The 26,011-nt window shown below is 39.5% G+C and carries 23 protein-coding genes; 9 read left to right on the top strand and 14 right to left on the bottom strand.

The window, feature by feature from the left end; genetic code table 11:
* Nucleotides 1–50: 50 nt before the first annotated feature.
* Together EL17_RS04960 and EL17_RS04955 are read right to left on the bottom strand one after the other, a co-directional pair.
* Entirely contained in the window at nt 51–3,026 is a 2,976-nt protein-coding gene (locus EL17_RS04960; protein WP_035071004.1) for a glycosyltransferase family 117 protein, read from the bottom strand.
* Between the two features lie 220 nt (nt 3,027–3,246).
* On the bottom strand, nt 3,247–3,894 hold the full coding sequence (locus EL17_RS04955; RefSeq protein WP_035071001.1) for a hypothetical protein: 648 nt from the start codon (nt 3,892–3,894) through the stop codon (nt 3,247–3,249).
* Nucleotides 3,895–4,042: 148 nt separating this feature from the next.
* Between EL17_RS04955 and EL17_RS04950 the strand changes: the two genes are divergently transcribed.
* From EL17_RS04950 to EL17_RS04925, 6 genes are all read left to right on the top strand, one after another.
* Complete coding sequence (locus EL17_RS04950) at nt 4,043–5,167, top strand: tetratricopeptide repeat protein (RefSeq protein ID WP_394332157.1); 1,125 nt, start codon at nt 4,043–4,045, stop codon at nt 5,165–5,167.
* Between the two features lie 211 nt (nt 5,168–5,378).
* A complete protein-coding gene (locus EL17_RS04945) occupies nt 5,379–5,861 on the top strand; it encodes an Lrp/AsnC family transcriptional regulator (RefSeq protein WP_035070994.1) in 483 nt (160 codons plus the stop codon).
* A gap of 195 nt (nt 5,862–6,056) precedes the next feature.
* Nucleotides 6,057–6,611, top strand: coding sequence for an NUDIX domain-containing protein (locus EL17_RS04940; RefSeq protein WP_035070992.1), 555 nt, complete (start codon nt 6,057–6,059; stop codon nt 6,609–6,611).
* Nucleotides 6,612–6,619: 8 nt separating this feature from the next.
* The gene (locus tag EL17_RS04935) at nt 6,620–7,987 is read left to right on the top strand and encodes an MATE family efflux transporter (protein WP_035070990.1); all 1,368 of its coding nucleotides are present in this window, start codon (nt 6,620–6,622) and stop codon (nt 7,985–7,987) included.
* Between the two features lie 311 nt (nt 7,988–8,298).
* Entirely contained in the window at nt 8,299–8,862 is a 564-nt protein-coding gene (locus tag EL17_RS04930; protein ID WP_035070988.1) for an acyl-CoA thioesterase, read from the top strand.
* Nucleotides 8,863–8,977: 115 nt separating this feature from the next.
* Nucleotides 8,978–10,318 (top strand): M24 family metallopeptidase, encoded by a 1,341-nt coding sequence (locus EL17_RS04925; protein ID WP_035070986.1) that lies wholly within the window; start codon nt 8,978–8,980, stop codon nt 10,316–10,318.
* 5 nt (nt 10,319–10,323) lie between these two features.
* Here the strand turns inward: EL17_RS04925 and EL17_RS04920 are convergent, their stop codons facing one another.
* From EL17_RS04920 to EL17_RS04865, 12 genes are all read right to left on the bottom strand, one after another.
* Complete coding sequence (locus EL17_RS04920; protein WP_035070985.1) at nt 10,324–11,052, bottom strand: lysoplasmalogenase family protein; 729 nt, start codon at nt 11,050–11,052, stop codon at nt 10,324–10,326.
* Nucleotides 11,053–11,202: 150 nt separating this feature from the next.
* Nucleotides 11,203–12,378 (bottom strand): MFS transporter, encoded by a 1,176-nt coding sequence (locus tag EL17_RS04915; RefSeq protein WP_035072075.1) that lies wholly within the window; start codon nt 12,376–12,378, stop codon nt 11,203–11,205.
* Nucleotides 12,379–12,455: 77 nt separating this feature from the next.
* A protein-coding gene (gene prfB, locus EL17_RS04910; protein WP_164674961.1) for a peptide chain release factor 2 occupies nt 12,456–13,560 on the bottom strand; the annotation gives its coding sequence in 2 pieces (ribosomal slippage) (nt 12,456–13,499 and nt 13,501–13,560; 1,104 coding nt in all).
* A gap of 207 nt (nt 13,561–13,767) precedes the next feature.
* Nucleotides 13,768–14,268, bottom strand: a complete 501-nt coding sequence (locus EL17_RS04905) for a hypothetical protein (protein WP_035070982.1) — start codon at nt 14,266–14,268, stop codon at nt 13,768–13,770.
* A gap of 127 nt (nt 14,269–14,395) precedes the next feature.
* Nucleotides 14,396–15,466, bottom strand: a complete 1,071-nt coding sequence (locus EL17_RS04900) for a branched-chain amino acid aminotransferase (RefSeq protein WP_035070980.1) — start codon at nt 15,464–15,466, stop codon at nt 14,396–14,398.
* Nucleotides 15,463–16,020, bottom strand: a complete 558-nt coding sequence (locus EL17_RS04895) for a cob(I)yrinic acid a,c-diamide adenosyltransferase (RefSeq protein ID WP_035070978.1) — start codon at nt 16,018–16,020, stop codon at nt 15,463–15,465. Before EL17_RS04895 ends, EL17_RS04900 begins: the two co-directional genes overlap by 4 nt.
* A gap of 27 nt (nt 16,021–16,047) precedes the next feature.
* Complete coding sequence (locus EL17_RS04890) at nt 16,048–16,779, bottom strand: ABC transporter ATP-binding protein (RefSeq protein ID WP_035070976.1); 732 nt, start codon at nt 16,777–16,779, stop codon at nt 16,048–16,050.
* 82 nt (nt 16,780–16,861) lie between these two features.
* Complete coding sequence (locus EL17_RS04885; RefSeq protein ID WP_035072071.1) at nt 16,862–19,636, bottom strand: tetratricopeptide repeat protein; 2,775 nt, start codon at nt 19,634–19,636, stop codon at nt 16,862–16,864.
* A 17-nt stretch (nt 19,637–19,653) separates the two neighbouring features.
* Nucleotides 19,654–19,941 (bottom strand): Asp-tRNA(Asn)/Glu-tRNA(Gln) amidotransferase subunit GatC, encoded by a 288-nt coding sequence (gatC, locus tag EL17_RS04880; protein WP_035070974.1) that lies wholly within the window; start codon nt 19,939–19,941, stop codon nt 19,654–19,656.
* Between the two features lie 280 nt (nt 19,942–20,221).
* Entirely contained in the window at nt 20,222–20,983 is a 762-nt protein-coding gene (locus EL17_RS04875) for a lysophospholipid acyltransferase family protein (RefSeq protein WP_035070973.1), read from the bottom strand.
* Nucleotides 20,984–20,986: 3 nt separating this feature from the next.
* Nucleotides 20,987–21,361 carry a globin domain-containing protein gene (locus EL17_RS04870; RefSeq protein ID WP_035070968.1) on the bottom strand — a complete coding sequence of 125 codons (375 nt, stop codon included), beginning with the start codon at nt 21,359–21,361 and terminating at the stop codon, nt 20,987–20,989.
* Nucleotides 21,362–21,430: 69 nt separating this feature from the next.
* Complete coding sequence (locus tag EL17_RS04865) at nt 21,431–22,789, bottom strand: NfeD family protein (protein ID WP_035070965.1); 1,359 nt, start codon at nt 22,787–22,789, stop codon at nt 21,431–21,433.
* Nucleotides 22,790–23,267: 478 nt separating this feature from the next.
* Here EL17_RS04865 and EL17_RS04860 point away from each other — a divergent pair, with 478 nt between their 5' ends.
* The 3 genes from EL17_RS04860 (at nt 23,268) to EL17_RS04850 (ending at nt 25,931) form a co-directional block, all read left to right on the top strand.
* Nucleotides 23,268–24,419 (top strand): LysM peptidoglycan-binding domain-containing protein, encoded by a 1,152-nt coding sequence (locus EL17_RS04860; RefSeq protein ID WP_035070961.1) that lies wholly within the window; start codon nt 23,268–23,270, stop codon nt 24,417–24,419.
* 187 nt (nt 24,420–24,606) lie between these two features.
* Nucleotides 24,607–25,164: a hypothetical protein gene (locus EL17_RS04855; protein WP_035070957.1), complete on the top strand. Its 558-nt coding sequence runs from the start codon at nt 24,607–24,609 to the stop codon at nt 25,162–25,164.
* Nucleotides 25,161–25,931 (top strand): TIGR02757 family protein, encoded by a 771-nt coding sequence (locus EL17_RS04850; RefSeq protein ID WP_035070953.1) that lies wholly within the window; start codon nt 25,161–25,163, stop codon nt 25,929–25,931. Before EL17_RS04855 ends, EL17_RS04850 begins: the two co-directional genes overlap by 4 nt.
* Nucleotides 25,932–26,011: the final 80 nt, after the last annotated feature.

Here is a 26,011-nt window from a genome sequence, read left to right as displayed (position 1 = left end):
AGTAGGGTGCATTATCGTCGCTGTGATTTTTTGCCAGAGGAGGGTATTTCCTATTTTCTCCTTAAAGGAAGGTTTTCAGTTCTACCGAATATCCTATCCAATTCATTTTGAAGTCTGGTAGCGCGTTCATCATATCCCCGTTCCCTTAATAAGGGTACAAAGTATTTCATCATTTCACCGGAGATCATGGCTTCTCTGTCCAATGGTCTTTCACGCTGAGAATAGAAATTTAGCATCTCAATGGCGCGGTGGGAAATTTCATCTATGATGTGGAGTGCATGTTCTTCCTCTCCGATTTCGAAGAGCAGGGGAACAGATTGTCCACTGGCGACATCATACGGTATGGCCTCATGAGGGAATGCTTCTAAGCTTAACATTTGGATATCTCTGGCCCTTTCTATATCTTCTTCATCCAGCAGCGCAATGGTGATGCTGTTCAGTGCACTTCTATGATTAGATGTAAATCTTCTGAACTCATCGTCAAAATAATTGTCAGGATTATCCATTCCTCTAAAAGCAAACCGTTCCATGGCATTTCTATAGGAGGTTTCTGTGTCTACCAATTCTTCCAGATTTTGGGGCTTTTGGACGGGCAGCAGTCTATAGGTAAGCCCTTCCATCACTACATGATTGGTTAAGTCGAACCCTATAGTTGCCAAGGATGTGTTATTAAAATAAATAGGTCGTTCCCAGTTATTGGTGACAATCATATCCATCAGCATCATGCTGCCCTTAGTCATGTAGTTTCCTTTTACCCGTAGGTTCATTTGGTCTATCATCAGGTCTTCCATTCCTTCGGGTATGATGCCTTTGCGCAGAACATCATCCGTGTCTATCTCCATGATGAGGTTTCTGGAAGGGACTAGGTTCAGCTGAGTTCTAAAGCCTGAACTCAGTTTTAAAAGATCACTTTCATTTTTGATCAGTTTAAGGTATTCCCTGGCTGATACTGCATCCAGCCCCTGCCTTTCACTTACATAGAGGACATCATTGGTGCCTTTACGATAGTTTCTTCTATCGAGCGTAAAATCTATAGGAGGTGAATCATAAACCTGGCGCTGCATTTGGTCTATATACCAGTCTGTGTCGAAGTAGCTAAGCACGATTACACGTACGTCTGTTCTAAAACCTTCTACTTCCTGTACATACCAAAGTGGGAAGGTATCATTATCTCCACCGGTAAAGAGTATCGCATTTGGAGCGCAGGAAGCTAGGAAGTTTCTGGCTGAATCTACAGAGAAGTATCTGTCACTTCTGTCATGGTCATCCCAGTTTTGGAATGCCATGATAACCGGAGCAGGAAAGGCTATAAGTGTAGCCACCACAGCACCTACAGCCAGGTTTTTGTTTATTTTACCTATCCAATGAGAAAGTGCCAATACACTCAGTCCTATCCAAATGGCAAAGGCATAAAATGAGCCTACATAAATATAATCTCTTTCTCTTGGCTCTACCGGAGGGGAATTCAGGTAGAGTACCAGAACCACCCCCATCATCAGGAATAGCATCATGGTGATATAAAACGACTTGGGGTCATATTTGGCCTGAAAGATCAAACCGATTATCCCCAGGATAAGTGGCAGCATCAGGTAGTTGTTATGCGCCTTATTATCAGTGATATAGTCAGGATAGCTGTTGTCTACGGCGTCCCATATCCCCAGCCATGGTGCATCAGAGAAGTCACTTTCCCTACCGGAGAAATTCCACATAAAATATCGCCAGTACATATGCCCCAGCTGGTGTGAAAACATAAAATATATGTTGTCAGAAAAAGATGGTTTTTCGCCTTCCCTCAATCCTAACTTAGCCCTGTATATCTGTCTGTGACGTTCTTGGGTACTATGGATTCTTGGCAGGATAGTGGTATGAGCGGGGTCATATTCATTGACAATATTGTAATCCACTATTTCATATCTGTCAGGCCCTTTTACATATACGGGTTCCCCTTCTTTTTGATCGATCACATCTGCGGTGAAATACCTGCCATGTAATAAGGGCCTGTCACCATACTGCTCCCTTTTTAGATAGCTTACAAAGCTGAGGACATCCTTCGGGTTGTTCTCGTTGATAACAGTGTCCGCATTAGCCCTGATCACGATCATAGCATAGGATCCATATCCTATCAAGATAAAAGTAAGCGATAATAGCGCTGTGTTAAGCAGTATTTTCTGGTTTTTAATAGAATAAAGAATGGCATACACCAACGCTCCTATAAATAGGGCACTGAAAAATATAATGCCGGACCCAAATGGTAATCCTATGCTGTTTACAAAGAATATCTCTACAGAACCCGCTAAGCTGGGAAGGCCTGGAATGATAATGTTATTAATAATGATAAGGGCAATGCCCCCAGCAACCAAAGCTAAAACTCCTCCTTTTAGGGTAGGATTTTCGTATTTTTTAAAATAATAAATTAGTGCTAGGGCAGGCAATGTCACCAAATTCAATAAGTGGACACCTATGGAAAGGCCTACCAGATAAGCTATGAATATCATCCATCTGTTCTCCTCCCTTGGATCTTTTATCACATCCCACTTCAGAAATGCCCAGATGACAATAGCCGTAAAAAACGAAGACATGGCATAAACCTCGGCTTCCACTGCCGAAAACCAAAAACTGTCTGAGAATGTATAGGCCAAAGACCCGATAATACCTGCCCCCATGATAGCGATCGTATGACCTTTACTCTCTCCCCCCAATGGTAATCTGAAAAGCTTTCTGCCTAACAGCGTAATAGACCAGAAAAGGAATAAGATGGTAAATCCCGAAAACAGAGCGCTTCCAAAATTCATCCAATAAGCTACTTGATGCACATCTCCGAATGCAAGGAAACCAAACATCCGATAGATCAACAGAAAAAATGGAGCCCCGGGAGGATGTGGCACCTGAAGTTTATAGGCTACTGCTATAAATTCCCCCGGATCCCAAAAACTAGCCGTTTCCTCTATCGTTAATATGTATATGACCGTGGCAAAAAGAAATACGACCCAGCCGGTTAGGTTATTGACCTTTCTATAATCTAACATTTGTATTATATAAATTTTGAAAGGCGAAAATAAAAAATTAATGGGGAAAAAAAGGGTATTTAACAGATTTTAAATAGACAGCGCTCTGATCGAGTTTTATAGCTACATGAAATTAGTTCTCTTCACATACGTAACTACACAACTTTTCAGAGCATCCCTGCAATTTTTTGTATATAATACATGGTTTGTTTTAGGCTAATGGCTATAAGCAAAATTGAGTCTACCCTTTATATACCATAGCATAGTAAAACAGCCAAACTATAAAACCTATACCGTAGCTACAGATCACCAATATAAACGATTGCTCCAAAGATCTTCTGCTCAACATATGGATGCCCACTGATAATATCACACAATAAAGGAGTTCAAATAGATTGATTGCCTGTAAAGGGTAGTGGTACCGCGGGTGGATATGGCCTGAATTGACTAATGAATAAAGTGAAAGGGGATGAAAATCTTTGATTTCCAAATAAGACATAGGAGGTTCGACTAAAAACCACAGCAGCCGTATGAGCTCAGGAAAGATAAAAATGAGCTCCGCTACCAGTACAAACTTCCAAAGGTCCCTGAAGGATATCTTATGGCCAAAGATAAACGCTCCGACCCAAAGCAGAAATGCAGATAAGGTAAACTTCCAAAGAAGTGCAAAGGGAGTCCAGAGGTAATTGAATGTATTAAAGATATAAAAGAAGGTAAGGCTGCCATCTCTTTCCAACTGTTCATGACCGGGGATAGCCTGTAGGATTATCTGATTGGTGAGGTACCTGATCAAAATGAACGTAGCAACCAAAAAAATAAAAAATATCCTTTTGTCGAAATTAATTAGTTCTTCTGTTCGTTCTGATAACTTGGTAGTGACTTTACTCATTCCAGGTAATAAATTATATCTTCCCAAATGTATGCTATTGTTTTAATTAGCCTCTACTTTTGCGGAAAAAAAGATAGTAAATATGCGTAAAATATATTGCTTAATCTTGTGTTTCTTTATTTATGTACAATTTGGTGCTCATGGCCAGATGGTAGATAGCATAGATGGACCTACAGGACCCCATTACCTTTTGCTGGATAAAGGACTTCAGTTTAGGATCACTGAAGCGGTGAACAGTATGTATAATTTTGATTTTAAGACAGCAGAAAGAGGTTTTTTGGTTATGAAACACTCTTATCCAGAGCATCCGTTACCGGACTTTCTCATAGGCTTGAGCCAATGGTGGAAAATAGCTCCCAATATGGACGATACACGTTATGATAAGCGATTTTTAGCTTATATGGATTCGGCTATATATAAAGCTGAAAAAATATTGAAGAAAGAACCAGAAAACAAAGAAGCGGCTTTTTTCCTGGCAGGATCCCATGGATTCAAGGGAAGATTGTATAGTGAAAGAAAAAGTTGGACCAAAGCTACATTTTCCGGTAGAAATGCACTTAAATATTTGGAAATGAGTAGAGGCGATGAGGAATTGAACCCGGAATTAATTTTAGGAGATGCATTATTTAATTACTTCTCAGTATGGATTCCAGAAAATTACCCTCTTTTAAAACCTGTCTTGGCCTTGTTTCCCAAAGGAAATAAGCAACTTGGCTTGAAGCAGCTCGAAGAAGTTTCTGCCAATGCATTCTATGCTAGGGTGGAGGCGCAATATTTTTTGTTTAGACTATATTCTGGAGAAGAAAAGAAGCCTTATGAAGCGCTGAATATCACCACTTATCTGCACGACAAGTATCCTAACAATGCCTATTTTCACCGTTTTTATGCCCGTCAGCTTTATGCTGTAGGGAGAGGTGCAGAGGCAAAAGATGAAAGTCTGGAAATATTAAAAAGAATAGATGAAAATCAGACAGGTTATGAATCTAACAGTGGTAGGTATGCAGCCTTTTTTGTAGGCCAATATTATGAGCGGGTAAATGATACCGCCAATGCTAAGCGGTATTATGAGAAAGCAGTGGCGTATGGTGAAGAGACAGAAAGTCAAGAAAGTGGTTATTATCTGTATTCGTTACTTCATTTAGGTAAAATAGCTACTAAAGAAAACAATAAACCTAAGGCCAAAAGGTATTTCAAAGAAGTAAAGAAATATGCCAAAAGAAAGCATCCGGTACATCAGGAAGCCAGGGATTTCATAAAAAAGAATAATATATAAAAAAGTAGAATTTAGTTTAAAATTGTAAATTCAAGAGATAATTTGAATTTTTTCAAGATGAGCTTATATATCGATTGGTTTATTTTAAAGTTCCTTTATAATGATTAACAATATTTTGTAAGAATGGACGTTTTTTGTTATAAATCCTTTTAAAACAAATTGAAATTATCTTACCTTTGTACCACATAAAATTTTGTAAAATCTTTGTATCATGGATAATAACATAAAAGTGAAATTCGACAAAATAGACAGAAAGATATTAGAAATCCTTCAAGCAAACGCTAAAATAACAAATGCTCAACTTTCCAAAGACATAGGATTATCTCCTGCCCCTACCTTGGAGAGGGTGAAAAAACTTGAGCAGTCCGGTATTATAAAAAGTTATCATGCCAAACTGGATCCAGAGAAAATTGGCTTGGGTGTCAGTACTTTTGTTTTAGTAGGGTTAGTGGGCCATAATAAAGGTAATATAGATGCTTTTATGAAAGAGATTGATCTGATACAAGAGGTTATTGAATGTCACCATATCACCGGTACCGGGGATTTTATACTTAAAATTATATCTAAGGATATTACTGCTTATCAAAAATTAATGTTGGAAAGAGTAAGTGAGATCAAGGAAGTAGATTCTATGCAATCCATGGTTATCCTATCTACCTTCAAAGACAGTAAAGTTCTTCCTATCCCTGCATAATTGTAACTGGTTACAAAAGGGAGGGTGGCTTTATAGTCACCCTCTTTTTTTTGAATTTGTGCTATTGAATCGGGCCTTCCGCCCCGGGCGCCCACTGGGCTAATGATCTCATGCAGGATCTCCCTACCCTAGGACCGGGAGAGGCCATCCCTACTTTCGGTGACATGTTATAACCTTTAAAAAAAATATAAACTGATGAAAGAAGATAACCCTTGGGAAACAGTAAGAATTAAACCTGTGTATCAGAATCCCTGGATAATAGTTGAAGAGCATGATGTGATAACACCTGCAGGCAGGGAGGGGATATATGGGAAGGTGTCTTTTAAGAACAAAGCACTGGGCATCATACCTCTTGATCAGGATAATAACACATGGCTGGTAGGCCAGTATAGGTATACACTGGATACCTACTCTTGGGAAATTCCCATGGGGGGAGGACCTTTGGGAGAAGACTTTATAGAAAATGCCAAAAGAGAATTGAAGGAAGAAACTGGTATAATAGCTGCTCATTGGCAGCAGCTGTTGAAATTACATACTTCCAATAGCGTCACAGATGAGGAAGGTTTTGTCTATTTGGCCCAAGAACTTACATTTGGTGAAACTGCCTTTGAGGAGACGGAAAAATTAATTATAAAAAAGCTTCCTTTTACCGAAGCTCTGGATATGGTTATAGAAGGGGAGATTACGGATGCTATCAGCGTAGCAGGATTGCTCATGGCTGATAAATTTATTAATAAGACTAAAAAATAATAACATTAATGAGCCAGCTTACCTATAAGGAGCATTTTAACCGGACTTTTAATCTTGCTTATCCTGTGATGCTGAGTCAGCTTGGTCAGGTATTGGTAGGAGTGGCAGATAGTATGATGGTGGGGCGTTTGGGGGCTATTCCTCTTGCAGCTGCATCTCTGGCCAATAGTATTTTTTTTGTAGTGTTGATGTTTGGTATAGGGGTTTCTATGGCTATTACACCCCTAGTGGCTGCTGCTGATGGGCAGGGAAAAGGTAAAAGAATTGCCAAATTGTTTAAGCATGGTTTTGTAATTAACATGTTTGCCGGGCTGGTGCTTTTACTCATTATATTAATGGCGGCCCCATCATTACATTATATGAACCAGCCAGAAGAAGTCGTCCGGTTGGCGATCCCTTATTTGGCAATTATTACTCTATCATTGGTGCCTTTTATGTTTTTCCAAACTTTTAAACAGTTTGCAGAAGGACTCTCTCAGACCAAGCAGGCTATGGTTATTACCATCATATGTAACCTGATAAATGTGTTTTTAAACTGGGTCATGATCTATGGCGAACTTGGATTTCCAGCTTTGGGACTAAATGGAGCTGGTTGGGCTACTTTAATCTCCAGAGTGCTGATGGGTATTATCATGTTTTATTATGTATGGAACTCTCGTAGGTATTCCATTTATAAAATCGGGTTTGGGTTTAAAAAATTAAGTTTCCCCATGATGTCCAAAATGCTGAAAATAGGTATTCCTACGGGATTTCAGTTTATCTTTGAAGTAGGAGCTTTCAGTGCAGCTGCCATTATGATGGGGTGGATAGGAGTGCATGCATTAGCTGCACATCAGATAGCTATCAATCTGGCCTCGATAAGCTATATGATGGCTTCGGGATTATCTGCAGCAGCTATGGTAAGGGTAGGCAATCAATTAGGTAGAAACGACATCAAAACATTGAGGGAGGCTGGTTTTACTATCTTTGGAATGGTGGCGCTATTTATGTTTTGCTTTGCTGTCATATTTATAGTGTTCAGGAATTATCTTCCCACACTTTACATTCAAGACATACCGGTGATCGAAATGACCGCTTCATTATTGATCATCGCTGGTTTTTTTCAATTATCAGACGGCATTCAGGTGGTGGGGTTGGGCGCTTTGCGCGGAATGTCAGATGTAAAGGTGCCTACATTGGTGACTTTGGTAGCGTACTGGGTATTGGGGCTTCCATTGGGGTACTTTTTTGCCTTTTATTTAGATATGGGAGAGCAGGGGATTTGGTATGGATTGTTGATAGGCCTTACTGCTACTGGTGTGATGCTGTTATACCGTTTTCATAGGTTGAGCAAAAGGTTGTGGTTGAAGCAAGATGCTCTGGCTGCTGCCGAGTAGTGATTATCATTGATGCATCGGGTATAGGGTTTTACTGCGATAATTTTATTAAGGCTGAAGCTTCTCGGTATAGGGTACAGTTTCCGACTTAATAAATATTGTTTTTAACCAGTATATGATCATTTTGAAATGCATGGGCCCTATAGTCAGTGAGCAGTATCTGAATTATATTAATGTAGAGACATTCTTTAAGTCACTTAATTAAGGGTGGAGGTCATACGCACATTAGGGGTGGTTTATTTTAATTTTGCTGCCTGACCCTATTAATCTGTGATATATTTCCTATTTTACCTTTTGAAATAAGAAAATATATGATCTCCCCAGTAGAAGCACGCTCCATAGATTTCAGTCGTACGACCATTACAGAACTTATGATTCCCAGTTATGCCAACTTTGGAGGAAAGATCCATGGAGGCATTTTGTTATCGCTGATGGATAAAGTAGCCTATGCATGTGCCAGTAGGCATAGCGGGGCTTACTGCGTGACAGTGTCTGTGGACACGGTTGACTTTCTTAAACCCGTAGCGGTAGGAGAACTGGTATCATTGAAAGCCTCGATAAACTATGTAGGAAACAGTTCGATGGTCATCGGAATAAAAGTTATTTCGGAAGATGTGAAATCAGGCAAATATAACCATACCAATACGAGTTATTTTACTATGGTGGCCAAAGATGAAAGTGACCGTCCGGTAGCTGTTCCTAAGCTTATATTGGAATCAGTCACAGACTTAAGGAGGTTTGTAGAAGCTATTTACCGTCGTAAACTAAAGGATAATTATGGCTCTAACCTTAAAAATGTAAAAAGTCACTGGGAAGAAGAAAACATCCATGAGCTGCTAAAAGATCACAGGTGCATAAATAAGGTGAGCTTATAAAATCGAGCATACCGGAAAGCGTCATTCACTAAAAGGATTAAAAAATTATCCGAGATTCTGTCCCGCTCTTTGGAACGTGACAGGGTATGACCGTTGAAAAACAAATTATAAACAGATGAAAAAACTGCTACTGCTTATAGTCCTTACACCGCTATTTTATCCCTTGAGGGCCCAAAACTATCATATCCTTACTCAGAAGGAGCAGGCTGAGGTGATAGATCTTTGGTTAAATGATAAAATAGATCATGTCTTGCCCGCCCTGATGAGAAGGGAAGGTATAGATATGTGGCTGATCATATCCAGAGAATACAATGAGGATCCGGTATTGAAGACTTTTCTTCCTGCCACCTGGCTGGCTGCCCGTCGCAGGACGATGTTGATCCTTTTCGATAGAGGGGAAGGGAAAGGTATAGAAAAGCTGGCGGTGGCACGGTATGATGTAGGAGAGGCCTTTAAAAAATCCTGGGATCCTGAAATGGAACCGGATCAGTGGAGTCAGTTGGCAAAGTTAATCCAAGAGAGAGCGCCTGAAAAAATAGGTATCAATAAAGCACTTGATTATGGACATGCTGATGGGTTGAATGCTACAGAATATGATCTGCTAATGTCCTACTTGCCGACTGAGTTGCACCCAAAAGTGGTGAGTGCACAGAGCCTTGCAGTGGGATGGCTGGAGACTAGGACCGATGCTGAGATGGCTACTTATAGACATATAGTAGGGATAGCGCATGATATCATAGCGGAAGGACTTTCAGAAAGTGTCATCACACCAGGCGTCACTACCACCGACGATGTAGTATGGTGGTATAGGGAGCGGGTCAGAGAATTAAAACTTGATACCTGGTTTCATCCTACGGTAGATATACAGCGGGCACAGGGAGCGTCTACCATCCGGACATTTTCCAGCAGGCCAGGAAGTCAGGTGATCATGCCCGGTGACCTTTTGCATATGGATTTCGGAATTACTTACCTTAGATTAAACACTGATACGCAGCAATTAGCTTATGTGCTGAAGGAGGGAGAAATAGAGGCTCCTGATTACCTGATGGAAGCTTTGAAAATAGGAAATAGACTCCAGGACATTCTAACAGATCAATTTCAATCAGGTCGGACAGGGAATGAAATATTAAAAAAAGCGAGGGAACAGAGTGCTTTAGAAGGAATAAAAGGCACTATTTATACTCATCCAATCGGCTATCATGGCCATGCCGCCGGGCCTACTATAGGAATGTGGGATAATCAGGGTGCTACAGCTGGAAGTGGGGATTATCCTTTGTACCCAAATACAGCTTTCTCCATAGAGCTTAATGCTGAAGTGCCTATAGCTGAATGGGGGCAGATGGTAAGGGTAATGTTAGAAGAAGAGGCATATTTTGATGGAGAAAAAGTGTCGTACATAAATGGGAGGCAGAAAAAAATCCTGACAGTACCGAGGCGGCAGAGCCATCTGGAATAATAGCGTCAGGCATGAATGTTTTTCATCAAGATCTTTTCATGATGAAGTTCGTCCTTAAATTGAACAGTCATACCTTTTATGATAAAATAATGGCCTAATGTGAAAAAGACGAGGATAAGAGAATCATGTATAGAATGGTTGTAAAACACCCCTAAAGCATGTAATATGTCTGAAGTAAATAAAAATGTCGTGCCCAAAAATACTGTCCAATACGTTTTTTTACGAAGATATTTTCTTCTTCTGGTCATGGCGCATAGAGTAAAACTAGAAAAAACGGTATAAATAACTGCCGGGATCTGATACATACCAAAATAAGGAAGCAATAACGACAAAGTAACTGTAATGAAAACCAACCAAATTATCTCTGGAATGAAATAGCTATCCCTTCTTAATTTCTGTTTTTTCTGATAGGAAAAATAGAACATTAACCCGTAGCCTACATTTGCCACAATGAAAGTACATATGGCAAACAAATTAAATAAGTTTTCTTCCATTTCTACCATAAAAAATATATCTCCGATGTATTTGAAAAATGTAGCTGTAATCAGCAATGGAATCAATGCGTGTTCAAATTTTTTAAAATCCTTAATGAAAAAATACATTAAAAATGGCACTAATATAATTCTTAAACCATAATGAAGGACAGGCCATTCAAATATACATGCCGTTACTGCAATAGTGAGTAAAAGGATGAAAGCATAAATGAATGTAGGTTTTTGGAGTACTATTGGCATCTTTTTCGTAATGAATATACGAAGCTAATAAATCAAAGGTGATTTTCTTGTATTTAGTTATAATAATATCCAATTAATATTTTTGAGAAAAATACTAAATATGGGTTCGTGCCCAATAAACTTTCTTATTCTCATACGTATTCGTATTTCCTAATGGATTTTGCGTAGAAATTTAATAGGAAGTATATGCAGGTAAATAAATGCTATCATGGCACTTATTGCACCGAGTAAAAAAACACTTTTAAAATTAGAGGCCTGATTGGCAAAAATCCATCCTGAAATCAGTGCTCCCAAACCGATACCGGCTTCCAGTGCAATGTACATAGTGGCCAGTGCCCTCCCCCTAAAGGCCTCTAAGGAGAGGTCGATCGTCCAAGCGGTAACGGTAGGGTTATTCATTCCCACAGAACATCCAAATAATACTCCACCGATCATCAGCATGGTCATGCCATCTGCATATGCAATGACGGTCATGGCTACTATCATGCAAAATGAGGCTACTTTCATCACGGGTATTCGGCCATATTTATCTGATGTTCTGCCTGCTATTATCCTGATGGCAAGGGAAGCCAAGGTGAAAACCGCAAAGAAGAGTCCTTTATTTCTTATGCCTAGATATTCTGAATAATCAGGTATAATTGTTAATATAATACCAAAAGAAAAAACAGTAAAAAAAAGTACTATGGAAGGGCTTAAAACTCGCTTTTCAATTATTTCTTGCCTATTAAGTTTTATATGGCTGAGATTGAATTTCTCAGTAGGGTTAACCGTTTCTTTAAGTCTGAGTAAGATAAGGATGGATAGTATAGCTACTACACCAGATACATAAAACAATATGTTGATAGGATAGATGGAAGCTAAGTATCCGCCCAAAGCAGGCCCTGCTGCCATCCCCAGAGATCCAAATAAGGACTGTATACCCATGGCCTCACCTCTTCTGTTGAAGGGGACTATATCCGCAACATACGCCGAGGTGCCAGTAGGGGTAAAGCCTGTGGAAAAGCCATGAACAAATCTTAAGAACAGAAAACCTGCCACTGAAGTCATAACAGGGTATAGGAGGCTTACTAGGCAGCAAACTGATGCACCAAATACCATTACGGGTATTCGGCCTATTTTATCAGCAAGTTTACCACTGAAGGGCCTGGAAAAGCCAGCTGTAAGTGTAAAAAGGGAAATGATTAGTCCTTTATAATCTTCTCCACCCAAGGAAGTCAGGTAAGAGGGAAGTTCAGGCACTATCATATTAAAACTTGCAAAAAACAAGAATGAACTGACACATAGTAAAAAATAATTGATGGTAAAGAAAGGTGGCAAAATTTTCATTCCACTTATAAGGATAGGCATGAAAGAAGGCACTGCCTTTTACTGGCAGTGCCTTATTATAAAAACTTTAAATAACTTTAATTGTCATCTTTTACTTCTTCTTCACTCTGGGCTAGTAGGAAGGCTTTCATAAAACCATTTAAATCACCATCCAATACAGCCTGTATGTCAGAAGTCTCATATCCTGTCCTTGCATCTTTTGCTAGCTTATAGGGGTGGAGAACATAGTTTCGGATCTGAGATCCAAAGTCTATACGCATTTTGCCTGATTCTATCTTGGCTCTTTCTGCATTACGTTTTTCCATCTCCAGCTGATAAAGCCTAGATTTCAGCATCTGCATGGCCTTTTCCCTATTGGCAAGCTGAGACCTTTCTATCTGACAGACCACCACTATCCCTGTAGGCTTGTGGGTAAGTTGCACCTTGGTTTCCACCTTGTTTACATTTTGGCCTCCTGCACCACCTGACCTGGAAGTATGAAGCTCAATATCGGAAGGATTGATCTCTATCTCTATGGTATCATCTACTACAGGATAAGCATATACTGAGGCAAAGGACGTGTGTCTCCTGCCACCACTGTCAAATGGTGATATCCTTACCAGGCGATGGACGCCTATTTCTGATTTAAGAAATCCATAGGCCAAAGGCCCGTCAAATTCCAAAGTTACCGATTTTACTCCTGCTACTTCTCCTTCTTGGAGATCTACTTCACGGACTTTATATCCGTTTTTCTCTCCCCACATGATGTACATCCTCATCAGAATAGAAGCCCAATCATTACTTTCAGTACCTCCTGCACCTGGATTGATCTCTAACATGGCACTGAGCTGATCCTCATCGCTGCTCAGCATTTTCTTCAGCTCTAAATCTTCTACATGAGAGAGGCATTTTTTAAAGTCGCTTTTCAGCTCTTCTTCTTCTACATCTCCTGCTGTGTAGAATTCATACAGTACTTCCAGGTCCTGTACCATGGTATCTACTTTTTCAAATGCAGAGGTCCATGTTTTTTTAGACTGGATTATTTTCATTGTTTTTTCAGCCTCTACTGGATCGTTCCAGAATTCCGGCTGGGCAGAAACTGCCACTAAGTCTTCTATCTCTACTATCTTACGATCGTAGTCAAAGATACCTCCTCAAGGCCGATACTCGGGCCTTCAAGTCTTTCAACTGGTCTAATGTCATAATTTATTTATTTTTATTGAAATTCAAATTTCTGAATTTTTAATGGTTTTACCTAATCGTACCTTTATCTATGAAACCTTCCCTGTAAAGCAATCAACTTATCATGGTGTTATACGATAAGGGTCAATAATGCTAACCAATAGGTAATCAATTAGTAGTGATGTAGATTTGATGATCGGATATACATTTCAGCGAATAAAAAAAATCTTAATCCTCTAATTGGATAAGCTGAATCTTATTACGCCCGCCTGGCCGAAAATACCTGTACTTAGATAACGAAATTATCGCGCTGCCGCCAAATAGGGATCCGGCTAAGATCAGCCCACCTGTACTGTATCTAAGGGATCCGTCCATATAAAGGCTGTTGATGGTTTCAGCAGTAAGGACCAGTGCTCCGGCCGAAAATGCCAGCGCACTGATATTTCTGATGGTATGGTTTCTTTCATCCTTTGCCCTGATGTCTATTATTTCTATCTCTTCAGGTTTAATGATGTTTTCTGCAAGCACGATAAAGTCAGCATGAATTTCACGAATTACATCTTCATAAAAATAATCCATCCCTTTTTGCCTATAAACAAGTTGTTCCCCTTCTTCATAGATGATTCGGGTTTTTTGATTACTACCTCGTTGCAAAAGCATAAGTTTCTGAGCATTACATTCACATATGCAGAAAATGATAAGGATAAAGGAAATGGTAAGTTTTGCCACTTTACTAGTTTGATAATCGTATCTTAAAATAAATTTTTATACCTCGATAAAGGCATTGTTTTTTCAGAGTGGTTTATTCTCCTGCTATGATTGTCAAAATGAGGGGCTTATCCATCACCTTTTATTCCTATTGCAGCTTCATAATCCAACCATGGGTATCCTCTTTTTTACCATATTTGATGGCGTCAAGTTCTTCTAATATTTTATAAGAAAAACTGTCTTTAGGTTTCTCAGGTAAATGATAATCCTCTTCATTTACATTGATGAGGGAAATATGTGCTATAGTAGCAGCTGTTCCTGTACCAAATGCTTCTTTAAGCTGTCCTGAATGAAGTGCATCTTCAAGTTCGGTCACCGTTACGAATCTTTCCTCTACGTTCATGCCCATCTCTCTTGCCAGTGTCAATACACTGTCTCGCGTGATCCCAGCTAAAATGGTACTGGTAGTCAATGGTGCTGTAAATAGGGTGTCATTTATCACGAACATGATGTTCATTGTACCGCTTTCCTCTATGTTTTGATGGGACTTTGAGTCTGTCCAAAGGAGTTGGTCATAACCTTGTTTTTGAACCAATGATGCCGGGTACAATGACCCTGCATAATTACCTGCTGCTTTGGCAAAACCCGTACCGCCTTCACATGCTCTAGAATATGCCGTTTCTACCTTGACTGTTACAGGTTTGGCATAATAGTGCCCAACAGGGCAGGTGAATATGATAAATTTATATTTGTTGGAAGGTCGGATGCCCAAATAGTCATCTGTAGCAAATACAAATGGCCGTATGTAAAGGGAATATCCTGCTCTATTTGGAATCCATTCATTATCTATTTCCAACAATTTTTTAAGGCCTTCCATAAATAGGTCTTCAGGCACTTCAGGAATACATAACCTTTTGGCAGAATTATTCAGTCTTTTTTGATTTGCATCTGCCCTGAATATGAGTGTTTCTCCGGCTTTGCTTTTATAGGCTTTCATGCCTTCAAATACAGACTGTCCATAATGCAGGGTAGCATTGGCTGGATTTAACATCAAAGGGGCGTATGGTTCTACTCTGAAATCAGTCCACTCCCCATCTTTAAAATCAGCAATGAACATATGGTCACTGATGGTCTGCCCAAATTGTAGGTTGTCAAAATCTGTAGTGCTTAGCTTAGAAGTAGATGTTTGTGTGATTTTTATATCTATGGTAGTATTCATGATTGTTTATTTCTTGGTTCCCAAAGGACTTCTTCAATATTTAATTCTTGGGCAATTTTTCTCCCCAACACAAAAAGGTAATCTGAAAGCCTATTTAAGTAAGCGATCAATATAGGGTCTACCGGTTCACTTTGATCCAGCAGTATGGTACACCTTTCCGCTCTTCTGCAGACAGTCCGGGCAAGGTGTGAGAAGGATATAACTTGGTGTCCTCCCGGAAGTACAAAATTTTTTAGAGGGGTCAGGCTTTCTTCCATCTTATCTATCTGTATCTCTAGTTTCTCTACGTCCTGTAGATGAATGTCTGGTCTTTGTATATTTTCTTTTCCCGGAGTGGAGGCCAATGCTGCCCCCAAAGTAAATAACCTATCCTGAATTTCTTTCAGAAATCCCTGGCGGACATTGTTTACTTCCTGATCCCTAAGCAAACCTATATATGCGTTTAATTCATCTACAGTGCCATATGCATCTATGCGGAGATTGGCTTTAGATACTCGGGTACCTCCTAGTAGGGCAGTGGTTCCCTGATCTCCGGTCTTAGTATAGATTTTCATTTTGGTAAGAAACAATTTATAATAATATTATTCAAATGACGAAGAGGTAAATTGTTTATGGGCTTGGCTTGGGTTAGCATTAATAGCGTCAGTTTCTACCAGTCCGTCTCTCAGTCTTACAATCCTGTGGGCATAATGAGCGATATCATCTTCGTGGGTTACCATGATGATGGTATTGCCTTTTTGGTGCAGTTCATCAAATAAACCCATGATATCATAGGAGGTTTTAGTATCGAGGTTTCCTGTCGGTTCATCGGCCAGTATGATACTGGGGCTATTGACCAATGCCCTGGCAATGGCCACCCGCTGCCGCTGTCCGCCGGAAAGTTCATTGGGTTTATGATGCACCCTGTCTCCCAACCCTACACTTTTCAATGTTTCATAAGCTTTCTCTTCTCGGTCAGATTTGCCAAAGCCCGCATAGATCAGTGGAAGGGCGACATTCTCTAAACAACTGGCCCTAGGCAGAAGATTAAAAGTCTGAAATACGAAACCTATCTCCTTGTTACGGATTTCAGCCAGTTCATTTTCTGTCATATCACTTACATCTTTATTATTTAAGATGTAAGTCCCGGCAGTAGGAGTGTCCAGACATCCGATGATATTCATAAGGGTAGATTTGCCTGATCCTGAAGGTCCCATAAAAGCTACATATTCCCCCTTATTTACGGAGATCGAAACGGACTTAAGTGCCCTCACTTCTTCATTGCCCATTCTGTAGGTTTTCTGAATGTCGCGGGTTTCTATTATTTTAGCCATCGGAGATTTATAATTTATTTTCCAATATACGGGATAACTTACAAAAAATATACATCAACCTAAGGTTTTATATCATGACCTTTTACAAATGCTCTATCTGCAAGGCTTCCAGTGTAGCATCATCCACCCATCCGCGCAAAGTATTAAGGGCTTCGCCGGCATATTGATCCAGTCCTGCGAGCCTACTTTGTCTGACTAAATGTATCCATAAAAGGGGGTCTCTGTTATAATCAGTCGCTTCTTGCAATATATTATATTGTGCTATCGGATCAGTTACCTGATCTACTGCCATAAATATAAATGGCGTCCGGTAGGCATTTTGATCTAACTTATTTAGTGTAATCATATGCAGAAGACGATCATGCTTTACCTGACTGGCATCCATAGAATCCATCAGATCCACTAGGTCATCAATGAAGGCACGTTCATGTACATAGGCCTCATTTTTCATAAGGATGGCCTTTAAAGATTCCATAGCTGCTCTGTCTAGCCAGTGAGATTTTTTCCAAATTATTTCATAGGCATATCTGGCCTTTAGGTCCTCTCTACGGATTGAGGCCAGATGCTCCAAAAATTCATTTTTTGTGGATTCGTTTAAAGTCGACAAGGCGTTAAGAAACACTACCTCCTCATTCAGCACCAGTCTATTATCATGAAAAACCATCCACTTGGGCCATGCTACTTCATGTTTTATCGCATATAGTTCTGCCCTATCCATCTGCTGGCCAAAATAAAGGATCAATAAATGCTCAGGTCTAAAATTTCTAAATCCTTTTTCCTCGGCTCTTACCAGTTCTCTGGCAGCTTTTTCAAAGTCCAGTTGACTAGTATAGACCATTGCTGCCATATGGTGATAGAATCCTGAGGAGCCTGGATAATTAAATGCCAGTCCATTGATATAGGTCAAAGCCTGATTGATATGGTTTCCCTGCAAGCTCCTTAATATCCGGATCTGCCTATAGTCCTCTTCTTCGCCCGAAGAGATATCCTGAGCTAATATACGGTCTATCATAGCCAAATCTTCCGATGTACTACGAATAGTCTTATTGCTCCACTGGTTGGCCAAAAGGGCTTTAGTAGTGATAGTGGGTTCCATTTCATGCTCATCACTTAGAAGCATAATATCAGAATAGTTGCCTTTCAGATTTTCTAAAGCCAGTCGGTTGATCGAGGCCAAAAGGTTATCTTTATCGGTAGCTACTTGTTCTGTTTTGATTAAATGTTTGGTTTGGATGCCGATTTTATTTGCTATGGCCGCTTCATGGCTGATTCCATTCAATAGCTCATAGGCCATCTCTCCCTGGTTGATTTTACTTTGCAGTAAAGCGAGATTATTCTTCAGGTAACTGTTTTCCGGAAAGAGGTCCAATCCTTTTTCTAAGAAGAATATAGCATCGAAGATTTTATCCTGCCGGTGTAAAACGGAGGACAGGAATATGATGTCATTTACTGAAGGAGATAGTTCAAAACTTTCTTCTAGCTCTCTTATCGCTAGGGTCGGTTGGTTCTGCACCATTTTTAAATGGGCTGAAGCATTTTTTGATTTTTTGTTTTTCCTGTATCTGGCCCAGGAATTTTCATACAAAATGCCTGCCTCTAGAGGGCGCTCTGTGGCATAGTAATAATCTGCTGTCACATTAGTGGAGGAAGCACCGAACTGGAGGGCTAAGACACCATCAGCAAAAAGTACCAAACTGATCATGGCAATAAGGGAGCCTATCCTCATGTGAAAATAGGCAAAAAAATTCGGTTCGAATATGACCCTCTCTATAGATTGTCCTGAATTCATCAGATCCGAGAAATTAGCCATCAGATAGCCAAAGAACAGAAGGCTAAATGCCAGTTGGGTATAGATAAAACTATGCTTCAGGAAGTCTGCCATAGGTTCATTCACAGAAAATTCTGCCTTCCAAAAGGTAAAAAGAGCTATGGCAAAGCCGATTAAATAGACCATTTGGCCTATGATTTTATAGCTATAAGGCTGCCGGATCTGATCGATTTTAAGATTTACCTCTATAAATCCCAAAGCACCCACTATGATCACCATAAGTGGTATGGGTGGGGTAGGCATACCAAAAATCATATTGCCTGTCAAATCCAAAAATGTGAATATCAACATGACTAGATAAATCAAAAACAGCACTGTAAGGTGCCAGGTGATTTTGATACCCACACCTTTATTCATTTTGATAAGCATATAAAAAATGGCTGTTATTACGCTATGACCTATATAAGCAAAAAACAGGACAGTTATGATCATATTCACCAGACTGATATTTTCTGAAAACATCAGATAAGGATCAGTAACTTGACTAAGGGCAGTAAGGATCGGCAGAGTAATTGCCGCTATTGTAAAAATGGTCAAGCCTCTTACGATAAGAGAAGTCTGATTAAAAAATGTATTAATGATGACGGAAGGTGCCATTAAACCTAATATAAGTATGATAAAAGCATAGTTACTATTGATAGCTCCTATGTTTAGTCCGTTTACCCCTGATAGGAGCATTAAGACAATTACCGCCACACTACTGATGATAAAATATGACCTGGTAAAAGTAGAGATATAGACCATCGCCAGCGATATCAAAAACCAAGTTATGATCCCAAAAGAAAGCGTATTGAATCTTTGTACAATAGGAGGTAGCGATTCAAAATTCTGAAAAACCAGGTAATTTTCAACTTCAAGTGGAAATTGGGTTAATCCTATGTTAATAAACTGAAGCGGTATTTTAATTTTTTCTGAAAAAAGTCCAGGCTCGATAGGCATTCCCGAAGAAGGGTTGAAAAATGAAACCCATATTAAAAGAATACTACCTGCCAGACATAGAATGGCAAGTAGTATGGTACTGAGATTCATATTGGTTTTCAATGGCATTATTCAATAACCTTAGGCACTCTAAAATAATCCGAATCTTTTTGTGGTGCGTTTTTTAAGGCATCTTCATGTGGAAGATGGATACCCCTCTTGTCTTCCCTTAATACATTGATTTCAGAGGACATGGTGGTGATCGGCTCTACACCTTCTGTGTCTACTTCATTTAATTTTTCTACCCAATCCAAGATCTGACTCATATCAGCGGTCATTTTCTCAGCTCCTTTTTCGTCAAATTCCAATCTGGCCAAATGTGCAATTTTCTTTAGAGTATTGGTATCTATTTTCATCTGTATATAATTTGTTTTTCAAAGGTCATAACTTGTCCCGTGACGTAGGAAACGGGAGAGGATCTCGCTTAGGCAGATAATCATGCCGCTTTGTGAGATTTTCCTCATGCTCGATTTCATCTGTTTATTTATATTTCGTTTCAATGGTAACACCTGACTGCTCTCTGGAAGGAAGTGTCTTGGATGTCTAGTCCATATTACCCTATATTTAAAGAGCAGCAATCCGGGGATGCCGCTTATATAATCAGTCCATATTGATGGATTTTATTATTATTATATTTTATTGAAAGCCCATAGAATGCTGAATTACTGCATCGGCATTGTCTTCATTTAATTGGTCCTGAATAATATTGAAGCATATATCTTTTAGCTCAAAGGGCGTATAGACTTCCAATTGCTCCAGGGAGATAGGTTTGTGAAATACTACCTTAGGAGATTTAAAGTTAAGCAATAGTTTGCCGTCATCCGGCAAAATTAAATGATTAAAAGATAAAGTGACCGGTATGATAGGGATTTTCTTTTCTTTTGCTGTTTTAAACGCTCCATCTTTAAATTTCCCCATCAGGGGAGGTTCTGTGGCGATTATTCCGCCCTCAGGGAAAATTACTACACTGCTGCCCCTATCAAGGGCTTCTCTCGTTCTGAGTATAGTTTCCCCTCTGCTTTTCATACTGTTTCTATCCACTGCTATATGTAGGTTCCTAAACATATATCCGAAAATAGGGAGTTTGCCAAGAGAACTTTTACCAATAAATACCGCATCGGTAGGGATTAATCCCAATGTGGGAATATCCATATAGGAAAAGTGGTTAGCCACTATGATATATTGCTTACTGGTTTTTAGATGATGCCTGTTTTCATATTTTACTTTCATGAAGAGAAATATAAAAAAAGCCTTAGCCCATATTCTATTCAGCATTCTTCCATATTTTTTTAATGAAGGAATTTCTATAGTCAGTACGAAAAAAGGCAATAATGCCAAAAAGGTAAGACCAAATACCACCATGCCATAGATGGAATATATTCTTCTCAATATCTTCATCACTTACTGATGGTTTATCATATGGTTAGCGGCTTTGACGAAATAGTCCTGCATGATTCCTTTTGCATTTTGCTCTATTCCTAATTTATCTATGGCTTTCAGCATACAGTTAAGCCAGACGTTTCTCAAATGGGAGTCTATTTTCCAGTTTAAGTGCCTCATTCTGAGACGGGGGTGTCCCCTGCTTTCACTATATGTGGTAGGTCCGCCAAAAACCTGTAGCAAAAATAGAAAAAGCCTTTCTTCAGCACCTTCCAGGTCTTCAGGATATAAAGCACGCAGGTCAGACTGTAATCCTACCTCTTGGTAAAAATACTTAGATAAAAGCAAAATTTTCTCTTCTTTTATTTGCTGATAAATAGTCTGAAATTCATTCATATCCCTCACGTTCGGGCACAAACATAATTAAAAAATGATACAATCACCCATATATATTCTTAACATATATTAAACCGTTTTTTTAACCCTAAGAGATGTGCCTTCTGCACTGATGACCAATATAGGTTCACCACGGTCTATAAATTCCCCCCGGCTGTAAGCATCATACATTTCCCCATCAATGATTATTTTACCACTGGGCATCAAGCGGGTATGGGCCACACCTTCCTTACCTACCATGGCGTCACTGTAAAAAGAAGAAGTATACCCCTCCTCACGCGTGAAGGTAGTAGCTAATGATACGCTTTTAAAGGCTCCCCATTCGTTAACCTTCGGAGCAAGATAAAATATGAGCATGATCGCAATCACCGCCGAAAGTATAACGGTAAGCAGTGCTGTGAACAGATCACCTGAAGGTACAAAAGTAAAATCAAATGCTTCATTGGGCAGCATGCCAAGGGTAAGCCCGGTCAGTATACCTAAAATGCCTAATATGCCAAAAACCCCAAAGCCAGGAAAAACAAATATTTCTACAGCCAAAAACACTATTCCTAACACGAATATCAATATTTCCAGATTCCCAGCTAATCCTGTAAGATAATAGGGGATGAAATAAAGCATCATAGCGATAACCGATGCCGCTATCGGAAATCCCACTCCCGGAGTCTGAATTTCAAAATAGATACCTGCAAAAATAATCAGAATAAGAAAGCCACTGACAGCAGGGTTTAAGAAGAACGAAATGACCTGTTCCACATTGGAGGTTTCATATTTTACAATATCAAAGTCCGTAATTCCCTGTCTAGCTACTATTTCGTTGATATCATTCACTTGTGCTTCTGCGAAGCCATTAGCTATGGCCTCCGATACTGAGAAGGTAATGACAGATCCTGCTGCTGAGATACCTTCTATTTCAAGGTTTTCATCTACCATGGCTTCTGATATCTTTGGGTCCCTTCCTTTAGCCTCTGCAGTACTTCGCATCATGGACCTCATATAGGACTGATATTTATCTGGAGCAGCTTCTCCGCCTCCGCCCATTACTACAGTGGCTGCACCAATGCTGGCGCCCGGGGCCATGTATATGCTGTCACATGCTATAGATATCAGTGCACCAGCTGAAGCTGCATCTTTGTCTATAAATACATGGATAGGTATGCTTGTCTCCAATACCATCGTTCGTATATCATCAGCATCATTCACAGCGCCACCATAAGTGTCCATATGGATGATGACCATATCAGCCTGCTGCTGCTCTGCTTCCTGCAATGCCAGTGTTACCTGCCGGTTCATTCTCGGGTCTATATCAGCCTTTATGTCAAAAACAAATACTTTCTTTCTCACAAGGGAGTCCTGTACCGTAATCCCTAAAGAAATTTCTGGTAAGCATATCAATATCCAGAGAATAAATAAATGGCTGTATTTCATGTGTAATGTGCTGTTTGTTCTGTTTGTTGAAATTGCATAACGTGTTCCGAACCAAAGTCCCGGAGGGGGAAATCCATAATAGGAGCTTCACCTCCCTATGGGAAGTTCTTCGTCTAGCTTGATTTCAGGTAGATTAAAATTATTTCAATATACTTATTTTATTTATTTATCCATCACTAGGTTTAGTGTCGTTATTAAACAGCAATTTTCTATATTTAGTTAATTATTATTAAAAATAAATAAGTTCTTCTTCATTCATCGTTCCAAGGTTATAGGCCGGATAGAATTCCTTAAAAAAGTACAAATGAACCGCTCGTAAAATTGTATATATAGAAATAAATATGAAATTTGCAGCCAAGATAGCAGTTGGAAAGATCAGGCTGTTGGGAGTTTAATCAATGTTTCGGTTCCGTGGCGCCGTTCTGTTTTTATTGGAGTAAATTAGTGCATGCTAATAAATAAAAAATAATACCTAGAAATGAAGAAATGTTTAATGATTTTAGGACTGCTAACCTTTAGTGGGATATCATATGCAAGTGAAATATCCCTTATGGATTCAGTGGGTGTAGAAAGAGTAGGGGGAAAGACATTCATCATCCATCAGGTTAATGAAAAAGAAACCCTTTTTGGGATAGCAAGGCGATATGAAGCACCTATGAATGAAATCATAGGAAGCAATCCCGCCTTGGGTGAAGGATTAAGGGCAGGGCAACGAATCAGGATCCCTTACACAGAAAAGGCTGCATTACCTGCAGGATCACATCTCCATAAAGTTAATCCGGGTGAAACCCTCTTTTCCATCGCTAAAACCTATCAGGTCAGTGTACAGGATATGATGGCCTGGAATGATCTAAAAGGGAATGATCTCAGTGTGGGGCAGTCATTGATCATCAAAGGAGTTTCATCTCCTGTAGCTGAAAACAAGCCAGCTACTCCAGTGGCATCTACACAGCCTCCCACAGCTCCTTCAGAAAATAGAAAAGCAGAAGAAAACCGCCCTTCCACAAGACCGCCCTCAGTTCCGGCATCTAACCGGAATTCAGAAACTGTTACGTCTCCTGCTACGGGAGAATGGATTAATCATCAGGTGGAACAGGGTCAGACCCTTTTCGCCATAGCTAAGCAATATGATGCCAAAGTGGATGATTTAATAAATTGGAATGGATTGACCTCTACTAACCTGACGTTAGGCCAGAGTCTTAAAGTGGGTAGAAGGGGTATGGCTTCAGGTACACCTACTGCTTCTGAGCCAAGGACAGCTCCTACAGCTCCAGCTTCCGATCGGACAACTCCTACATCAAGTGACAGACCTATAGTGGAGACACGTCCTTCACAGCCCAATGCAAGTCCTACTTCCACTGAACCAAAAAACATAAAAGAAACAGGCCAGGCCGAAGTCATAGACGGTACCGGGAATCATAAGAAATACCTGGTGCTTCACAGAACAGCTCCGGTGGGCACGATTATGAGAATTAGAAATGAGGAAAACGATGTGACTATATTTGCCAGAGTGGTAGGCAAACTTCCTGAGACAGGAGATAATAACCGATTGTTGGTAAAAGTCTCTAAAGCAGCATTTGATCAACTAAGAGCAGTTAATAATAGGTTTCCGGTAGAGATTTCTTATTGATATTGGTAAATAAAATTATTTTATATTGGGACTTAAAAGATAAGGCTATTTCTATATGTAGAAATAGCCTTATTGGTTAAATGTTTTATAATCAACATTATACCCTTTGAGGATTCCTTTGGATAGGGTTAAAAAATTGGTTTTCTGAATTTTATCTTATATTTTTGTTTCTGATTATCTCATCGGAATGAATAAAATACAGCTCTTTTTTCACCATTTCTTCAGGTACATTTGGAATTTTATTTTCATTGTTTCCTATCCTGTATTAGCCTCATTTGGAATATTGTTTATTGGCATAACTTATTGTTTCTCTGCTTTATCTAAAGTTTTGACCAAAATAAGAGGAGGTAATGAAGTAGACCAGGAGATGGAAAAATCCGAGTGGGAAAAAATAAGTCCCCAGGTGGACTTAATAGAGGGTAAGGTATATAAACAGATCATGTTCGGGCCAGCATGTTATTCTTTTAGGAGAAATGACGGTGTGCCTTCAGTGTTAGAAGAACATTATTTTGGGAAAAAGATCAATTTGATAGATGAGGGGTATCTATTGGAAAGATGGAATTCCACAGAACCCAAAAATCTGCCGGACTTTGATATCTGTCTTTACAGACCTGATGATGACAGTCTGGTATCACTGACTAATATTAAATGCTTTGACTGGCATTTGGCAGAGAAAGAAGAAAACCTGCTTAACTTTAAATGGTTTGACGGGACACAGGGGGGAGAGGTGAAAATAGCCCTATGATAGAAAATCTAAAAGCGTTTTTAGAAGAGAAGGTAGCTTTTTATAATAACCCGGATTTTATTCTCCTAGATCCGGTTTCTATTCCCCATAGATTTTCTAAAAAACAGGATATCGAGATAGCCGGATTTTTTTCTGCAATTCTGGCTTGGGGACAGCGTAAAACAATTATCAATAAATGTCTGGAGCTTATGGAAATGATGGATAATGCTCCCCATGATTTCATCTTGAACCATGCAGAGAATGATCTAAAACCATTTTTAAAATTCAAACACAGAACTTTTAATGATATAGACACCCTATATTTTCTTCATTTTCTTTCTGCTTTTTATAAGAAAAACGAAAGTCTAGAAATAGCATTCACTAAGGGTTATTCCGAGGATAAGAATGTTATGTATGACCTTCTTATTAATTTCCGGCAATTTTTTTTTAATGACCCCTTAGCACCCCGGCGTACTACCAAACATATAGCGACACCTGCACGTAAAGCAGCCTGCAAAAGGATCAATATGTTCCTTAGGTGGATGGTAAGAAATGACGACAATGGGGTAGATTTCGGAATATGGAAGACCATAAATCCTTCCCAATTAATATGTCCATGCGATGTACATGTAGATAGGGTAGCACGTAAACTGGGGCTGATCACCCGGAAACAGACAGACTGGCTGACGGCAATAGAACTGACAGAAAATTTGAGAAAATTCGATGCTGATGATCCGGTGAAATATGATTTTGCACTGTTTGGGCTAGGCGTGGAGGAGAGGTTGTGATTTTATAGGCTAAAATGATATGGCTGGCTTGCCATCCATAATCATTGGTAGGCACTTTATGAAGGCCTATTTCTATACCT

Source organism: Anditalea andensis (assembly GCF_000714815.1).
In the GTDB taxonomy this organism is placed as follows: domain Bacteria; phylum Bacteroidota; class Bacteroidia; order Cytophagales; family Cyclobacteriaceae; genus Anditalea; species Anditalea andensis.
The sequence above is the reverse complement of the archived record's forward strand: the minus strand, read 5'-3'. Positions and strand labels throughout refer to the sequence as shown.

Coding starts and splice junctions, on each gene's coding strand:
- EL17_RS04860 (WP_035070961.1), top strand. CDS start 23,268: ATGAAGAAATGTTTAATGATTTTAGGACTGCTAACCTTTAGTGGGATA.
- EL17_RS04890 (WP_035070976.1), bottom strand. CDS start 16,779: ATGGCTAAAATAATAGAAACCCGCGACATTCAGAAAACCTACAGAATG.
- EL17_RS04895 (WP_035070978.1), bottom strand. CDS start 16,020: ATGAAAATCTATACTAAGACCGGAGATCAGGGAACCACTGCCCTACTA.
- EL17_RS04885 (WP_035072071.1), bottom strand. CDS start 19,636: ATGAATCTCAGTACCATACTACTTGCCATTCTATGTCTGGCAGGTAGT.
- EL17_RS04915 (WP_035072075.1), bottom strand. CDS start 12,378: ATGAAAATTTTGCCACCTTTCTTTACCATCAATTATTTTTTACTATGT.
- EL17_RS04865 (WP_035070965.1), bottom strand. CDS start 22,789: ATGAAATACAGCCATTTATTTATTCTCTGGATATTGATATGCTTACCA.
- EL17_RS04875 (WP_035070973.1), bottom strand. CDS start 20,983: ATGAAGATATTGAGAAGAATATATTCCATCTATGGCATGGTGGTATTT.
- EL17_RS04935 (WP_035070990.1), top strand. CDS start 6,620: ATGAGCCAGCTTACCTATAAGGAGCATTTTAACCGGACTTTTAATCTT.
- EL17_RS04930 (WP_035070988.1), top strand. CDS start 8,299: ATGATCTCCCCAGTAGAAGCACGCTCCATAGATTTCAGTCGTACGACC.
- EL17_RS04940 (WP_035070992.1), top strand. CDS start 6,057: ATGAAAGAAGATAACCCTTGGGAAACAGTAAGAATTAAACCTGTGTAT.
- gatC (WP_035070974.1), bottom strand. CDS start 19,941: ATGAAAATAGATACCAATACTCTAAAGAAAATTGCACATTTGGCCAGA.
- EL17_RS04960 (WP_035071004.1), bottom strand. CDS start 3,026: ATGTTAGATTATAGAAAGGTCAATAACCTAACCGGCTGGGTCGTATTT.
- EL17_RS04920 (WP_035070985.1), bottom strand. CDS start 11,052: ATGCCAATAGTACTCCAAAAACCTACATTCATTTATGCTTTCATCCTT.
- EL17_RS04870 (WP_035070968.1), bottom strand. CDS start 21,361: ATGAATGAATTTCAGACTATTTATCAGCAAATAAAAGAAGAGAAAATT.
- EL17_RS04925 (WP_035070986.1), top strand. CDS start 8,978: ATGAAAAAACTGCTACTGCTTATAGTCCTTACACCGCTATTTTATCCC.
- EL17_RS04855 (WP_035070957.1), top strand. CDS start 24,607: ATGAATAAAATACAGCTCTTTTTTCACCATTTCTTCAGGTACATTTGG.
- EL17_RS04945 (WP_035070994.1), top strand. CDS start 5,379: ATGGATAATAACATAAAAGTGAAATTCGACAAAATAGACAGAAAGATA.
- EL17_RS04955 (WP_035071001.1), bottom strand. CDS start 3,894: ATGAGTAAAGTCACTACCAAGTTATCAGAACGAACAGAAGAACTAATT.
- EL17_RS04900 (WP_035070980.1), bottom strand. CDS start 15,466: ATGAATACTACCATAGATATAAAAATCACACAAACATCTACTTCTAAG.
- EL17_RS04850 (WP_035070953.1), top strand. CDS start 25,161: ATGATAGAAAATCTAAAAGCGTTTTTAGAAGAGAAGGTAGCTTTTTAT.
- EL17_RS04950 (WP_394332157.1), top strand. CDS start 4,043: ATGGTAGATAGCATAGATGGACCTACAGGACCCCATTACCTTTTGCTG.